This window comes from Cryobacterium sp. LW097 (assembly GCF_002205495.2).
Taxonomy (GTDB): domain Bacteria; phylum Actinomycetota; class Actinomycetes; order Actinomycetales; family Microbacteriaceae; genus Cryobacterium; species Cryobacterium zongtaii.
This window is the reverse complement of record NZ_CP021992.1, coordinates 1,907,281-1,922,327: the sequence shown is the minus strand read 5'-3', so window position 1 is coordinate 1,922,327 and position 15,047 is coordinate 1,907,281. Positions and strand designations below refer to the sequence as shown.

Annotated in this window: 14 protein-coding genes; 8 read left to right on the top strand and 6 right to left on the bottom strand. The window is 66.2% G+C overall.

The window, feature by feature from the left end; all coding sequences use genetic code 11:
- Nucleotides 1–20 precede the first annotated feature (20 nt).
- From rapZ to B7495_RS08825, 8 genes are all read left to right on the top strand, one after another.
- Entirely contained in the window at nucleotides 21–896 is an 876-nt protein-coding gene (gene rapZ, locus B7495_RS08860) for an RNase adapter RapZ (protein ID WP_088456251.1), read from the top strand.
- A 58-nt stretch (nucleotides 897–954) separates the two neighbouring features.
- Nucleotides 955–1,935, top strand: coding sequence for a DNA-binding protein WhiA (gene whiA, locus B7495_RS08855; protein ID WP_088456250.1), 981 nt, complete (start codon nucleotides 955–957; stop codon nucleotides 1,933–1,935).
- 139 nt (nucleotides 1,936–2,074) lie between these two features.
- Nucleotides 2,075–2,701 carry a superoxide dismutase gene (locus tag B7495_RS08850; protein WP_088456249.1) on the top strand — a complete coding sequence of 209 codons (627 nt, stop codon included), beginning with the start codon at nucleotides 2,075–2,077 and terminating at the stop codon, nucleotides 2,699–2,701.
- A 78-nt stretch (nucleotides 2,702–2,779) separates the two neighbouring features.
- Entirely contained in the window at nucleotides 2,780–3,784 is a 1,005-nt protein-coding gene (gap, locus tag B7495_RS08845) for a type I glyceraldehyde-3-phosphate dehydrogenase (RefSeq protein ID WP_088456248.1), read from the top strand.
- Nucleotides 3,785–3,798: 14 nt separating this feature from the next.
- The gene (gene pgk / locus B7495_RS08840) at nucleotides 3,799–5,013 is read left to right on the top strand and encodes a phosphoglycerate kinase (protein ID WP_088456247.1); all 1,215 of its coding nucleotides are present in this window, start codon (nucleotides 3,799–3,801) and stop codon (nucleotides 5,011–5,013) included.
- A complete protein-coding gene (gene tpiA, locus B7495_RS08835; RefSeq protein WP_088456246.1) occupies nucleotides 5,004–5,795 on the top strand; it encodes a triose-phosphate isomerase in 792 nt (263 codons plus the stop codon). Before pgk ends, tpiA begins: the two co-directional genes overlap by 10 nt.
- Before the next feature lie 115 nt (nucleotides 5,796–5,910).
- Nucleotides 5,911–6,162: a preprotein translocase subunit SecG gene (gene secG / locus B7495_RS08830; RefSeq protein WP_066595498.1), complete on the top strand. Its 252-nt coding sequence runs from the start codon at nucleotides 5,911–5,913 to the stop codon at nucleotides 6,160–6,162.
- 122 nt (nucleotides 6,163–6,284) lie between these two features.
- Nucleotides 6,285–6,653, top strand: coding sequence for an RNA polymerase-binding protein RbpA (locus tag B7495_RS08825; protein WP_066595496.1), 369 nt, complete (start codon nucleotides 6,285–6,287; stop codon nucleotides 6,651–6,653).
- A gap of 63 nt (nucleotides 6,654–6,716) precedes the next feature.
- Here B7495_RS08825 and pgl read toward each other — a convergent pair whose 3' ends face one another.
- The 6 genes from pgl to tkt are packed head-to-tail and all read right to left on the bottom strand — an operon-like array spanning nucleotide 6,717 to nucleotide 14,879.
- Nucleotides 6,717–7,487 (bottom strand): 6-phosphogluconolactonase, encoded by a 771-nt coding sequence (gene pgl, locus B7495_RS08820; RefSeq protein WP_088456245.1) that lies wholly within the window; start codon nucleotides 7,485–7,487, stop codon nucleotides 6,717–6,719.
- A complete protein-coding gene (locus B7495_RS08815; protein WP_088456244.1) occupies nucleotides 7,484–8,443 on the bottom strand; it encodes a glucose-6-phosphate dehydrogenase assembly protein OpcA in 960 nt (319 codons plus the stop codon). Before B7495_RS08815 ends, pgl begins: the two co-directional genes overlap by 4 nt.
- Nucleotides 8,440–9,981: a glucose-6-phosphate dehydrogenase gene (gene zwf / locus B7495_RS08810; protein WP_088456243.1), complete on the bottom strand. Its 1,542-nt coding sequence runs from the start codon at nucleotides 9,979–9,981 to the stop codon at nucleotides 8,440–8,442. Before zwf ends, B7495_RS08815 begins: the two co-directional genes overlap by 4 nt.
- Nucleotides 9,982–10,025: 44 nt before the next feature.
- Nucleotides 10,026–11,633 carry a glucose-6-phosphate isomerase gene (locus B7495_RS08805; protein ID WP_088456242.1) on the bottom strand — a complete coding sequence of 536 codons (1,608 nt, stop codon included), beginning with the start codon at nucleotides 11,631–11,633 and terminating at the stop codon, nucleotides 10,026–10,028.
- Nucleotides 11,630–12,742 (bottom strand): transaldolase, encoded by a 1,113-nt coding sequence (gene tal, locus B7495_RS08800; RefSeq protein WP_088456241.1) that lies wholly within the window; start codon nucleotides 12,740–12,742, stop codon nucleotides 11,630–11,632. Before tal ends, B7495_RS08805 begins: the two co-directional genes overlap by 4 nt.
- 43 nt (nucleotides 12,743–12,785) lie before the next feature.
- On the bottom strand, nucleotides 12,786–14,879 hold the full coding sequence (gene tkt, locus B7495_RS08795) for a transketolase (RefSeq protein WP_088456240.1): 2,094 nt from the start codon (nucleotides 14,877–14,879) through the stop codon (nucleotides 12,786–12,788).
- Nucleotides 14,880–15,047: the final 168 nt, after the last annotated feature.

Sequence of the window (15,047 nt, the reverse complement as noted above, 5' to 3'; positions counted from 1 at the left end):
GACCGAAGGCGTAATCCAGCATGAGCACGGACACCGAAAAGCAGGAAATGCTGATCGTTACCGGCATGTCCGGCGCCGGTCGATCGACCGTCGCCAACGCGCTGGAGGACCTCGGCTGGTACGTGGTCGACAACCTGCCGCCGCAGATGCTGCGCCCACTGGTCGAGCTCGTCGGACGGGCGGGCACCAGCCTGCCCAAGATCGCGGCCGTCGTCGACATCCGTGGCCGGGACTTCTTCGGCGATTTCCAGGAACTCGTCCAGGCGCTCCGCAGCGGCACCCAGGTCCGGGTGATCTTCCTCGAAGCGCGTGACGACGTGCTCGTCCGCCGATTCGAAGCGGTTCGGCGCCCCCACCCGCTACAGGGTGAGGGGACGATCCTGGACGGCATCTCCGCCGAGCGCACCCGGCTGGCCGTCGTGCGGGAATCCTGCGACATCGTCATCGACACGTCGGATCTCAACATCCACCAGCTCGCCACCACGATCACCGAGCGCTTCGCTGCGGAGAACGCGGCCGGGCTGCACCTCACCGTGATGAGTTTCGGGTTCAAGTACGGGTTACCCACCGATGTCGACATGGTCGCCGACGCCCGGTTCCTGCCGAATCCGTTTTGGATCCCCGAACTTCGCTCGCACACCGGCCTCGACCCCGAGGTCAGCGAATACGTGCTCGGCCAGGACGGTGCGCGTGAGTTCATCACCAGCTACGCGGCCGCCGTCCGACCGGTGCTCGCCGGCTACCAGCGCGAGAACAAGCGTCACGCCACCATCGCCATCGGCTGCACCGGAGGCAAGCACCGCTCGGTGGCCATGGCGAGGGAACTCGCCGGCCTGCTCCAAGAATTTCCCGGCGTCGCTGTAAGCCTCAAGCACCGCGACCTCGGACGAGAATAACGACACGGTCTGCCGTCCAACGTGACGGCCGGCCCGAACAACAGAATGGAAATGACGATTGGCACTCACCATCGACGTCAAAGATGAACTATCCCGCGTCGAGGTTTCGAAGACCACGGTTCGCGCGGCCGAACTGGCGACGATCCTGCGTTTCTCCGGCGGTCTGCACATGATCTCCGGTCGAATCGCCATCGAGTCGGAACTCGATACCCCGCTGTTGGCCCGCCGGGTGCGGAAGGACCTCGCCGAACTGTACGGCGTGCGCAGCGACGTGTCTGTGATCACGGCGTCCGGGCTCCGCCGCACCAACCACTACCTCGTGCGGGTGCTCGACGGCGGCGAAACACTGGCCAGGCAGACGGGACTGCTCGACGCCCGCCGCCGCCCCATCCGTGGACTGCCCAACCGTCTGACGACGGGTTCGAAGGAAGAGATCGCCGCGGTCTGGCGTGGTGCGTTCCTCGCGGCCGGCTCGCTGACCGACCCCGGTCGCTCCGCCGCCCTCGAAGTCGTCTGCCCGGGCAACGAGGCCGCCATGGCCATCGTGGGTGCCGCCGGGCGCCTCGGCATCGTCGCGAAGGCCCGCGAGGTACGCGGCGTCCACCGCGTCGTCATCCGTGACGGTGACGCCATCGGCGCGATGCTCGTGCAGATGGGCGCCGCGGAAACCGTGCTCAACTGGGAAGCGCTGCGCCAACGCCGCGAGGTGCGTGCCACGGCCAACCGCCTGGTGAACTTCGACGACGCCAACCTGCGCCGCTCCGCCCAGGCCGCGGTCGCGGCGTGCGCCCGGGTCGACAGGGCGATGGAGATCCTCGGCGACGACATCCCGGAACACCTGCGATATGCGGGGGAGCTGCGCCTGTCCTTCCGGGACTCCAGCCTCGACGAACTCGGCCACCACGCCGACCCGCCCATGACCAAGGACGCGGTGGCCGGCCGGATCCGGCGCCTCCTGGCGATGGCAGACAAGAAGGCCGTCGACCTGGGCATCCCCGGCACCGACGCCAACCTGCCGGCCGATCTCGACGACGTCTGATCACCCTTCTGCTGACGGCCTGCACACCGGTAAGAGGGGACTAACGTCCCCTATTCACCTGAGTAGACTAAAAAGGTCACTTACAGTGCAGATGACGAGAGAAATCGCGTCGCTGCCACACAATGAGGAGATACGAGCTATGGCCGAATACACCCTGCCTGAACTGGCTTACGACTACTCTGCGCTCGCGCCGAGTATCAGCGGCACCATCATGGAACTCCACCACAGCAAGCACCACCAGGCCTACGTGACCGGCGCCAACACCGCCCTCGCCCAGCTGGCGGAGGCTCGCGACTCAGGCAGTCTCGTGTACGTCAACAAGCTCGAGAAGGACCTCGCGTTCAACCTCGGCGGCCACGTCAACCACTCGATCTTCTGGACCAACATGTCCCCGAACGGTGGCGACAAGCCGGTCGGTGAACTCGCCAGCGCAATCGACGACTTCTTCGGTTCCTTTGATAAGTTCCAGGCGCACTTCGCGGCCACCGCGATGGGCGTGCAGGGTTCCGGCTGGTCAGTGCTGGCCTGGGACTCCGTCGGTCAGCGCCTGATCATCCAGCAGTTCTTCGACCAGCAGGCCAACTTCGCGGCCGGCACGGTACCGATCCTCATGCTCGATGTCTGGGAGCACGCCTACTACCTCGACTACCAGAACGTGCGCGCCGACTACGTCAAGGCGTTCTGGAACATCGTCGACTGGGAGAACGTCCAGGCGCGATTCGTCGCCGCTCGCGAGAAGACCAGCGGACTCCTGCTGCTCTCCTAGAGTCTCCCCACTCACACCTTCAGTTCTTTTCCTTCCCACCACCCGGCGCCACACGCGTCATCAATAACAGGAGCTATTTTGTCTGTAAAGATTGGCATTAACGGATTTGGCCGCATTGGCCGCAACTACCTGCGCGCCGCACTGGCCCAGGGCAGCGACATCGAAATTGTCGCCGTCAACGACCTCACCGACACCAAGACCCTGGCGCACCTCCTCAAATACGACTCCATCACGGGCCGTCTGGACGCCACCGTCTCCGTCGAGGGCGACTCCATCCTCGTCAACGGCAAGCCGATCAAGGTTCTCGCCGAGCGCGACCCGGCCAACCTCCCCTGGGGCGCCCTGGGCGTCGACATCGTGATCGAGTCGACCGGTCGCTTCACCAAGGCCGACGATGCGCGCAAGCACATCACCGCCGGTGCCAAGAAGGTCATCGTCTCCGCTCCCGCCACCGGCGACGTTGCGACGATCGTCATGGGCGTCAACGAGGAGACCTACGACTCCGCGAAGTTCGACATCATCTCCAACGCGTCCTGCACCACGAACTGCCTCGCACCGCTGGCCAAGGTCTTCAACGACAACTTCGGCATCAAGAGTGGCCTGATGACCACCATCCACGCGTACACCGCAGACCAGAACCTGCAGGATGGCCCGCACAGCGACCTGCGTCGCGCCCGCGCCGCCGCCGTCAACATCATCCCGACCTCGACCGGCGCCGCCAAGGCCCTGGGCATCGTCCTCCCGGAGCTCGCCGGCAAGCTTGACGGCTTCGCCCTGCGCGTACCCGTGCCCACCGGTTCCATCACCGACCTGACCGTCATCGCCGAGAAGCCGGTCACCGTCGAAGCCATCAAGGCCGCGTACAAGGCAGCAGCAGAGGGCCCCCTCAAGGGCATCCTGATGTACACCGAGGACGAGATCGTCTCCAGCGACATCGTGACCGACCCGCACTCCTCGATCTTCGACGCCGGCCTGCTGCGCGTCCTGGGCGACCAGGTCAAGCTGTCCTCCTGGTACGACAACGAGTGGGGCTACTCCAACCGCATGGTTGACCTCACCGAGTTCGTCGCCGAGCGCATCTAACTAAGGGACACGCAGTGACGCTTCGCACGATCGAATCGCTGGGATCGCTCCACGGCAAGCGCGTCATCGTTCGGTGTGATCTGAACGTTCCGTTGAAGGACGGTCAGATCACCGACGATGGCCGCGTGCGGGCGTCCCTGCCCACCCTCAAGGCTCTGGTCGAGCAGGGTGCCCGTCTGGTGATCGTTTCTCACCTCGGGCGCCCTGACGGCCAGGTCAACCCCAAGTACAGCCTGGCGCCCGTTGCGGCGCGTCTGGCCGAACTGATCGGTTCCCCGGTGGCGTTCGCCACCGACACCGTCGGAGAATCTGCCCAGGCCGCGGTCGCGGCTCTGACAGACGGTGACATCGTCGTACTGGAGAACCTGCGCTTCAACGCGGGCGAAACCAGCAAGGTCGAAACCGAGCGGGTGGCCTTCGCCACCGAGCTCTCGGCGCTCGGCGATGCCCTGGTCTCCGACGGCTTCGGCGTCGTCCACCGCAAGCAGGCCAGCGTCTTCGACCTGGCCCAGATCCTGCCGAGCGCGGCCGGCCTGCTCATCGCAGCAGAGCTCGACGTACTCGACCGCCTCACCGAGAAGCCCGAGGCGCCGTACACGGTGATCCTCGGCGGCTCGAAGGTGTCGGACAAGCTCGGGGTCATCGGCCACCTGCTGCCGCGGGTGAACTCGCTCCTGATCGGCGGCGGCATGCTGTTCACCTTCCTCGCGGCCCAAGGCCACAAGGTCGGCGCCAGCCTGCTCGAGGTCGACCAGATCGAGACCGTTCGCGGATACCTCGCCGAGGCCGACCGTCTCGGTGTGAAGATCGTCCTGCCGACCGACGTCGTCGTCGCCTCCAAGTTCGGGGCAGACGCCGAGTACGTCACCACGCCGGCCGATCAGATCGAGGACACCCCGTTCGGCGCTGCCGGACTGGGCCTGGACATCGGACCCGACACCGCGGCCGCATTCGCTGCAATCATCCGGGTGTCGAAGACCGTGTTCTGGAACGGCCCGATGGGCGTTTTCGAACTGGCACCCTTCGCGGACGGCACCCGCACGGTTGCCGCCGCACTCACCGAGGTCAATGGGCTCAGCGTTGTCGGCGGAGGAGACTCCGCCGCTGCCGTGCGCATCCTCGGTTTCAACGATGACCAGTTCGGTCATATTTCTACCGGCGGTGGCGCCAGCCTCGAGTTCCTCGAGGGTAAGCGACTGCCAGGACTGGAGGTCCTCGGATGGCAGTAAACACGCGTGTTCCCCTGATTGCAGGAAACTGGAAGATGAACCTGGACCACCTCCAGGCCATCGCCTTCGTGCAGAAGCTGGCGTGGAGCCTCAAGGACGCCGGACACGACTTCACCTCCACCGAGGTCGCCGTGTTCCCGCCGTTCACCGACCTGCGCAGCGTGCAGACGCTGGTCGCAGCGGACAAGCTGCCCCTGGCCTACGGCGGACAGGACGTCTCCACTCAGGAGTCCGGTGCGTACACCGGCGAGATCTCGGCGGCCTTCCTGGCCGCGCTTGAATGCCAGTACGTGCTGATCGGCCACTCTGAGCGACGCACCCTGCACAACGAGACCGACGAGGTCGTCGCCGCCAAGGTGACCGCCGCGTTGAAGCACAACCTGGTTCCCATCATCTGCGTCGGCGAAACCGCCGCAGACCTGGAACTGCACGGTCCCAGCGCCGTTCCGGTCGCACAGCTCAAGGCTGCGCTTGCCGGAGTCGACAACGCCGCAGACATCGTCGTGGCGTACGAACCGGTCTGGGCCATCGGCTCCGGCCAGGCGGCAACGCCCGACCAGGCAGAACAGGTTGCGGCCGCGCTGCGGCTGACTCTGGCCGAGGTGCTCGGCCAGGACGTCGCCGACAAGACCCGGATCCTCTACGGGGGTTCCGTCAAGGGCGTCAACATCGCCGGCTTCATGAAGGAACCGAACGTTGACGGAGCACTGGTGGGAGGCGCGAGCCTGGACATCACCGAGTTCTCCAGCATCGTTCGCTTCCAGAAGCACGTCGGACTGTAAAGTGGGCCCGTCGTACCCCCTCCGGGGGGTGCGGCGGGTTTTGTTTGCCGTCAGGCTATAATTGCCAGTGGTCTTGGTGGAGCTCTAGCGCCCATCGTTTTGTGAAAGGTTTCGCGTGGAGATTCTCCAGGTTGTATTGCAGGTTTTGCTCGGCATCACGAGCCTCCTGCTCACCATGCTCATTTTGCTCCACAAGGGGCGCGGTGGGGGTCTATCCGACATGTTCGGCGGTGGGGTCACCTCGAACCTCGGGGCCTCCGGCGTTGCGGAACGTAACCTCAACCGCATCACCATCATCCTGGCCGTACTGTGGATTTCCTGCATCGTCGTGCTGGGCTTGATCACCAAATTCGATACCGGCGCCTAACGACGTCGTAGCGTCGCGGGACCCCACCCGCGACGCCAACCGTATCCGGTCACCCACGGCGGGACCGGAACGCAGCAGTACAACCCGAACACGCCGAACAGTTTTTATAGCGGAGGAACACAATGGCATCTGGTGGAAGCGCAATTCGCGGCTCGCGAGTCGGAGCCGGCCCCATGGGCGAGCAGGACCGTGGTTTTCACGCTGATCGCATCCGCGTCTCCTACTGGGACGCACTCGGCAACGAGACCGTTCGGTACTTCGCCGCCAACCTGCCTGACGAAGAGATCCCCGACACCATCGATTGCCCGTCGTCGGGACTCCCCGCCGGTCGCGACAAAGAGAACCCGCCGTCGGTGGTCAAGCTGGAACCGTACAAGACGCACCTGGCCTACGTGAAGGAACGCCGCACCGAAGAGGAAGCGGAATCCCTCCTGGAGGAGGCTCTCCAGCAGCTTCGGGTGCGTCGCGGGAAGCTCAGCGCCACCAACTAGCTGACACAAGAAAAAGCGCATCGGTTCCGAGGAACCGATGCGCTTTTTCAGTGTCTGACGGGCTCAGTGCGGCTGAGCGATCAGGTTCTCCGGAACCTCCGCGGCGGCCTCGCCGTCGACGAAGAAATCGGTGTAGTGGCGACCGCGGATGCCGGCGACGGGCACCTCGTCACGACTCGCGCCGGCCAGCGCCAGGCCGAGCGCCGACGCCTTGTCGGTGCCGGACACAACGAGCCAGATGCGCTCGGACGAGTTGATCACCCATCGGGTGAGGCTGAGCCGCTCCGAAGGGGGCTTGGGGGAGTTCAGCACCGCGATGACCGTGAGGTCGTTCTCCCGGATACCCTGCATGTGCGGGAAAAGCGACGCGATGTGGCCGTCAGGCCCGACCCCGAGGAAAGTGACGTCGAACTGGGGCACCAAAGAATCCGGTGCCGCCTGGGTCTTGAGCTCGGCCGCGTAACGATCGGCGGCGGCATCCAGGTCCAGGCCCTCATCCGACGCCGGGAACGAGTGCACGTTCGCTGCGGGGATGTCGATATGGTCCAGCAATGCGGCACGCGCCTGTACCTCGTTGCGGTCGGCGTGCGTGCGCGGAACCCAGCGCTCGTCGCCCCACCAGAAGTCGATCTTGGCCCAGTCCACGCTGTCGCGGTCGGGGGAGGCGTTGATGGCTTCGAGCACACCGGTTCCGACGGTTCCGCCGGTCAGGACCACGTGGGCGTGTCCCTGCTCGTGCAGGATGTCGGCCATCTTGGTGATGAATCGGGCGGCGACCGAGTCGATCAGGGCCGACTTGTCGGCGTGTACGAGCACGCGCCTGTCGTGTGTCATGAGTGGTCTCCGGTCGATGTGGTGGGACCCGCCAGTTGGGGCAGGCCGCGGGTGATGACCTCGCCGTACAGTTCGTCGGGGTCGAGGCGGCGCAGCTCGTCGCTCAGGCAGTCGCGCAGGCTGCGGCGCTTGAGGGTCAGGTCCTGCACGGGCTGGCCGGACTGCGTGAGGGTGGCGATGCCGGGGACCTCGCGCTCGAGCGAGATCACCCCGGACGCCCGGGTGAGGTGCACGCCGTGGATGCCGTTCGCGTGCTGGCCCGACGTGAGTTCGTAGTCGACCGGCACCTGCAGCTGCAGCTGCAACCAGGCCGCGAGAAGGGTGGTGGAGGGGGAGTCCAGCGCACCGCTGACGGACACGGCGGTGATGGACTCGTACGGCGGCTGGTCCAACACCGCGGCGAGCTGAGCACGCCACAGGGTCAACCGCGTCCAGGCGAAGTCGGTGTCACCCGGCCGGTAGGTGGAACAGATGCGCGTGAGAGCGGCCTGCGGGTCGGGCTGAGCGGACGCGTCGGTGATTCGCCGGTAGGCGATGCGTCCCAACGGCGACTCGGCGGGCACCGCAGGGGCCTCGCCGGGCCACCACGCCACGACGGGGGCGTCGGGCAACAGGAGTCCGGTGACGAGGCTCTCCGGGTCGCTGGCGGCGTCACCGTAGGCGCGCAGCACGATGACCTCGCTCGCGCCGGCGTCTCCGCCGACCCGGATCTCGGCGTCCACCCTGGGTTCGTGCGCTGCGGTGCCCTCTGCTTGGGTGGAGAGCACGATGACCCGCATCGGGTGCTCACGTGACGCATCGTTCGCGGCCTCGATGGCATCTTCTTCGTGGCCGAGCTCGGCCGCGATGATGAGGGTGAGCACCCGGCCGAGGGCGACAGCGCCGCCCTCTTCCCTGATGCGCACCAGTGCCTTGGAGATCTTGGCCGTGGTGGTGTCCGGCAGATCGACGATCATGGGCGTCTCCAGTTCCGGCCGTCTCGTGACAGCAGTTCGTCGGCTGATGCGGGCCCCCAGGTTCCGGGTCGGTATTGTTCCGGCTGGCCCTGGGTGGTCCAGAATTCTTCGATCGGGTCGAGAATCTTCCAGGACAACTCGACTTCCTCGTGGCGGGGGAAGAGCGGCGGGTCGCCCAGCAACACGTCCAGGATCAGACGTTCGTAAGCCTCGGGGCTGGCTTCGGTGAACGCGTGACCGTAGCCGAAGTCCATGGTCACGTCGCGCACCTGCATGCCGACACCGGGAACCTTAGAGCCGAACCGGATCGTGACGCCCTCATCGGGCTGGACCCTGATGACCAGGGCGTTCTCGCCCAGTGCGGCCGTCTGGCTCTTCTCGAAGAGGTACTGCGGTGCCCGCTTGAAGACAACGGCGATCTCGGTGACCCGGCGGCCGAGGCGCTTGCCGGCGCGGAGATAGAACGGCACACCCGACCAACGCCGGGTGTCGATCTCGAGGCGCAGAGCGGCGTAGGTTTCGGTCAGCGACTCGGGGTTCATGCCGTCTTCCTCGAGGAACCCGAGGATCTTCTCGCCACCCTGCCAGCCGCCGGCGTACTGGCCACGGGCGGTCCCCGTTGCCAGGTCTTCCGGCAGGCGCACGGAGGCGAGGACTTTTTCTTTCTCGGTGCGCAGGTCGGCGGCGTCGAAGGAGATGGGCTCCTCCATCGCGGTGAGGGCCAACAGCTGCAGGAGGTGGTTCTGGATGACGTCGCGGGCGGCGCCGATTCCGTCGTAGTAGCCGGCACGTCCGCCGACGCCGATGTCTTCGGCCATGGTGATCTGCACGTGGTCGACGTAGTTGGCGTTCCAGATCGGTTCGTACAACTGGTTCGCGAAGCGCAGCGCCAGAATGTTCTGCACCGTCTCCTTGCCCAGGTAGTGGTCGATGCGGAACACCGAATCGGCCGGGAAGACCGACTCGACGACGTCGTTGAGCTCGCGAGCCGTTTTGAGGTCGCTACCGAACGGCTTCTCGATGACGACACGTCGCCATTGACCGTTCTTCTGCTCCGCCAAGCCGGACCTGCGCAGCTGCTCGGTCACCTGGGGGAACGCCTTCGGGGGGATCGACAGGTAGAACGCATGGTTGCCCATGGTTCCCCGCTCGCGGTCGAGCTCCTCAATGGTTTCCTTGAGGAGCTCGAACGCGGCGTCGTCGTCGAAGGTGCCAGGCACGAAGCGGATGCCCTCGGCCAACTGGGCCCAGACATCCTCGTGGAACTCGGTGCGTGCGTACTCTTTGACAGAGTCGTGCACCACCTGCATGAAGTCCTGGTTGTCCCAATCCCGGCGGGCGAACCCGACGAGGGCGAACCCCGGCGGCAAAAGCCCCCGGTTGGCCAGGTCATAGACGGCGGGCATGAGTTTCTTCCGCGACAGGTCTCCGGTAACGCCGAAGATGACGAGGCTGGAGGGCCCCGCGATCCGGTTCAGGCGATAGTCGGAGGGCGAACGCAACGGATTGAACTCCGGGGTGATTTCCACCGGGGACATGCAGCTCCTTCGAGGATTTATGCGGTACGGCGCGAAGACGTGACTTAGCGGAGCGCGTTGAACAGCGTGCTGATGTTCGCGGCCGGGTCGGTCAACGTCAGGGTGAGCACGGGGCGGCCCTTGTCGGCGAGGACGCTGGCGTCGCCACCGGCCTGAGCCTGGATGAGCTCACCGAACGTGAACGGACGGTCAGGGATGTCGAGGTCCTCAGCGGGGGTGCTGAGGATCTGCAGGAACACACCGGTGGGGGTGCCACCCTTGTGGAACTGACCGGTGGAGTGCAGGAACCGGGGTCCCCAGCCGAACGTGACCGGGCGCTTGGACAACGTCGCGAGCAGACCACGCAGCTCGGCGAGCTGGGGGAGCGCCAGACGGTCCACGTAGGCCTGCACGGCGACGTACCCGTCGGGGCCGAGTTCCTCGAGCAGCGCGTCGATGGCGCTGGCCAAGTCGCTCGCGGCACCGATCACGTGGGGCGTGCCGCGAACCTCGATGCCGTCGGAGATGAACGCCGCGGGTTCGGGCTCCGGACGCGAGTCCAGAAGGCCCCGGGTCGCAATCTTGGCGGATTCGACGTCCGGCTGGTCGAACGGGTTGATCCCGAGCAACCGGCCGGCGATGACCGTCGCGTATTCCCAGACCAGGAACTGCGCGCCGAGGGTTCCGCTGACGCGGATCTCGTCTGCACCGTCGTGGTCGACGAAGACCTCGTCACCGGCATCCGCCACAACGCGCACGATCTGCACGTCGGGCAGCGCCGCGGTGAGCTCCGGTGCGTCAAGATCGAGCACGACGGGCAGGATGCCGGTACCGATCTTGCCGGTCGACTCGGCGATGAGCTGTTCGGCCCAGTCGGCGAAACCCACGATGTGGGTGCCGTCGGCAACGATGGCCAGCTTGTCCCGGCGGGGACTGGTCGAGGCGATGGCCGCACCGAGGATCAGCCCGGGGTTGTCCACGGAGTCGACCGCCAGCGCCAACGAGACCGCTTCGGCCTCGTCGAGCAGCTGTCCGATGTCGACGCCGGCCAGACCGGACGGCACCAGGCCGAACGCGGTCAGCGCCGAGAAACGACCGCCGACCGTCGGGTCGGCGTTGAAAACGCGGTAGCCGGCCTCGGTCGCGGACGCCTCGAGAGGCGAGCCGGGATCGGTGACCACGATGATGCGGTCAACGGGGTCGATACCGAGGTCCCGGAATGCGCGTTCGAAGACACGGCGCTGGCTGTCGGTCTCGACGGTCCCGCCCGACTTGGATGACACCACGAGGGCGGTCGACTCCAGTCGGTCGTTGAGGGCCGCGAGCACCTGGCCGGGGTCGGTGGCGTCGAGCACGGTCAGGTCCACGCCGGTGGTGAGCGTGATGACCTCTGGTGCGAGCGACGAACCGCCCATGCCGGCCAGCGCGATGTGGCTGACACCCTTGGCGTGCAGTTCCTCGCGCAGAGCGAGGATCTCGGCGACGAGGGGACGCGAGGTCACGACGGACTCGGTCCAACCGAGCCGCTTGCCGGCTTCTTCTTCGGCCTCCGGGCCCCACAGGGCGGGGTCCAGCGACGTGATGCCGGAGGCGACGAGGTCGGCCACGAGGGTCGGCACCACGGTGCGCACGGCCTCAGCGGCCGCGCCGCTCACCGAGATGTGGAAGCTCACTTGGCGGCCTCGAGTGCTGCAGTGACGGTGTCCAGCAGTTCGTTCCAGGAGATGATGAACTTCGAGACGCCTTCCTCTTCGAGGACGCGGGTCACGTCGTCGTAGGAGACACCCTGCGCGGCGATGGCGTCCAGGACGGCGTTGGCTGCCTCGTAGGCGCCGGTGACGGCGCCTTCGACGATGACACCGTGGTCGAAGGTGGCCTCGAGGGTCTTCTCCGGCATGGTGTTGACGACCTCGGGGGCGACCAGTTCGGTCACGTAGAGGGTGTCGGGCAGGTCGGCCGACTTGACGCCGGTGGATGCCCAGAGCGGACGCTGCTTGTTGGCGCCGGCCGCGAGGAGCCCGGAGGCACGCTCGGTCGTGAAGGACTGCTCGAAGACCTGGTAGGCCAGCTGGGCGTTGGCGACGCCGGCCTTGCTCTGCAGGGCGAGGGCCTCATCGGTGCCGACGGCCGCGAGGCGCTTGTCGATCTCGGTGTCGACACGCGACACGAAGAAGGACGCCACGGAGTGGATCGTCGACAGGTCGATGCCGGCAGCCTTGGCCTTCTCCAGGCCGCTGAGGTACGCGTTGATGACAGCGCGGTACCGCTCGAGGCTGAAGATCAGGGTGACGTTGACGCTGATGCCCAGGGCAATGGTCTCGGTGATCGCCTCGAGGCCCTCGACGGTCGCGGGGATCTTGATCATCGCGTTCGGACGATTGACCTTGTTCCAGAGCTGCTGAGCCTGGGCGAGGGTCTTCTCGGCGTCGTGGGCGAAGCCGGGCTCGACCTCGATCGAGACGCGGCCGTCGAAGCCCTTGGTGGCGTCGTAGATCGGTCGGAAGATGTCGCAGGCTGCGGCGACGTCATCCGTGGTGATCTCGAACACGGCGTCGGTGACGGTGGTGCCGGCGGCGGCCAGCGTGGCCACCTGGGAGGCGTACGCCTCGCCCTTGCTCAGCGCGCCGGCGAAGATCGTCGGGTTGGTGGTGACGCCGACGACGTTCTTTTCGGCGATGAGCGTCTTCAGTCCGCCGGACTGGATGCGCTGGCGGGACAGGTCGTCCAGCCAGATGCTGACGCCGGCGGCCGAGAGTGCGGCGGTGGGGGTGGTTTCAGTCATGAAAATCAAATCTCCTTGAATGCTGCGCTAATGGGTGTCGCGCTCAGAGCGCGGCGAGGGATTCTTTGGCGGCGGCGACGACGGCTTCGGTGGTGATGCCGAATTCGCGGAACAGGGTCTTGTAGTCGGCCGAGGCACCGAAGTGCTCGATCGAGACGCTGCGGCCGCGGTCACCGACGTACTTGTGCCAGGTCAACGCGATTCCGGCCTCAACCGAAACCCGGGCGGTGATCGCCTTGGGCAGAACGGATTCGCGGTATTCGGCGGACTGCTCCTCGAACCATTCCAGGCTCGGTACCGACACGACCCGTGCGTTGATGCCGTCAGCCTTCAGCGCTTCGCGGGCAGCGACGGCGAGCTGTACCTCGGAACCGGTGGCGATCAGGATGACATCGGGGGTGCCGTTCGGTGCTTCGGCGAGCACGTAAGCGCCCTTGGCGACGTTCTTGGCCGAGGCGAAGGTGTCGCCGGTTGCGTCACCGTCTCCGCGCTCGAACACCGGGATGTTCTGGCGGGTCAGGACGATGCCGGCCGGGCCGTTGCGACGCTCGAGGATCGTCTTCCAGGCCCAGGACACCTCGTTGGCGTCGCCGGGGCGCACCACGTCGAGTCCGGGGATGGCGCGAAGTGATGCGAGCTGTTCGATCGGCTGGTGGGTGGGGCCGTCCTCGCCGAGGGCGACGGAGTCGTGGGTCCAGACGAAGATCGACGGCGCCTTCATGAGTGCGGCCAGACGCACGGCGGGGCGCATGTAGTCGCTGAAGATCAGGAACGTGCCACCGAACGGGCGGGTGTTTCCGTGCAGCACGATGCCGTTGAGGATCGCGGCCATCGCGTGCTCACGGATGCCGAAGTGCAGGACGCGGCCGTACGGGTTGCCCGTCCACTCACCCGTGGAGTGCTCGCTCGGAATGAACGAGGCGGAGTTGCTGATGGTGGTGTTGTTCGACTCGGCGAGGTCGGCCGAGCCGCCCCACAGCTCGGGGATGACCGGGCCGAGTGCGTTGAGCACCTTGCCGGACGACGCGCGGGTGGAGACCTCGGTGCCGGCCTCGAAGACGGGCAGGGCCGCCTCGACACCGTCGGGCAGGTCGCCGGAGAGGATGCGGTCGAGCAGGATCTTGCGCTCCGGGTTCGCTGCGGCCCACGCGTCGAAGCGCACGGTCCACTCGGCGTGCTGCTCTGCACCACGGTCGAGGGCCTTGCGGGTGTGTGCGATGACCTCGTCGGACACCTCGAAGGTCTTCTCGGGGTCGAAGCCGAGGATTTCCTTCACGCCGGCGAGTTCCTCGGCGCCGAGGGCGGAGCCGTGGATCTTGCCGGTGTTCTGCTTCTTCGGGCTCGGCCAGCCGATGATGGTCTTGAGGATGATCAGCGACGGCTTGTCGGTGACGGCCTTGGCCGCCTCGATGGCGTCGTTGAGAGCGGCGACGTCTTCGACGTATTCGCCGGTCTTCTTCCAGTCCACCGTCTGCACGTGCCAGTGGTAGGCGTCGTAGCGGGCCGCGACATCCTCGGTGAAGGCGATGTTGGTGTCGTCTTCGATCGAGATCTGGTTGGAGTCGTAGATCGCGATGAGGTTGCCGAGCTGCTGGTGACCGGCGAGCGAGGACGCTTCGGCGGTGATGCCCTCCTGCAGGTCGCCGTCGCCGGCGATGACATAGACGAACTGGTCGAACGGGCTGGTGCCGGCCGCGGCCTCGGGGTCGAACAGGCCGCGTTCAAAACGCGAGGCGTAGGCGAAGCCCACAGCGGAGGCGAGCCCCTGGCCGAGCGGACCCGTGGTGATCTCGACGCCGTCGGTGTGGCCGTACTCGGGGTGGCCGGGGGTCTTGGAGCCCCAGGTGCGCAGGGCCTTGAGGTCGTCGAGCTCGAGGCCATAGCCGCCGAGGTACAACTGCACGTACTGGGTGAGTGAGCTGTGGCCGACCGAGAGGACGAACCGGTCGCGGCCGATCCACTCGTTGTCAGCGGGATCGCGACGCATGACCTTCTGGAACAGCAGGTACGCGGCCGGGGCGAGGCTCATGGCGGTACCCGGGTGGCCGTTCCCGACCTTTTCCACGGCGTCGGCCGCGAGGATGCGGGCGGTGTCAACTGCCCTGTTGTCGATGGAATCCCACTGCAATGCTGCCACGTGAACTGACCCTTCTGAATCCGTCAAGGCGGCACGCTCATTTTCCCGCGCCGCTGGAGAGTAATTGCCCGCCGACGTCGTTATCGGCATCGAGGTGCGCAAGAGAGTGCCCGTTTCAGGTGGCTCACGGATGCATGCACCTTAGATTGGCGAGCCATTCAAGTATAC

Coding starts and splice junctions, on each gene's coding strand:
- tal (WP_088456241.1), bottom strand. CDS start 12,742: ATGACTGAAACCACCCCCACCGCCGCACTCTCGGCCGCCGGCGTCAGC.
- B7495_RS08850 (WP_088456249.1), top strand. CDS start 2,075: ATGGCCGAATACACCCTGCCTGAACTGGCTTACGACTACTCTGCGCTC.
- zwf (WP_088456243.1), bottom strand. CDS start 9,981: ATGTCCCCGGTGGAAATCACCCCGGAGTTCAATCCGTTGCGTTCGCCC.
- B7495_RS08815 (WP_088456244.1), bottom strand. CDS start 8,443: ATGATCGTCGATCTGCCGGACACCACCACGGCCAAGATCTCCAAGGCA.
- rapZ (WP_088456251.1), top strand. CDS start 21: ATGAGCACGGACACCGAAAAGCAGGAAATGCTGATCGTTACCGGCATG.
- tpiA (WP_088456246.1), top strand. CDS start 5,004: ATGGCAGTAAACACGCGTGTTCCCCTGATTGCAGGAAACTGGAAGATG.
- pgl (WP_088456245.1), bottom strand. CDS start 7,487: ATGACACACGACAGGCGCGTGCTCGTACACGCCGACAAGTCGGCCCTG.
- B7495_RS08825 (WP_066595496.1), top strand. CDS start 6,285: ATGGCATCTGGTGGAAGCGCAATTCGCGGCTCGCGAGTCGGAGCCGGC.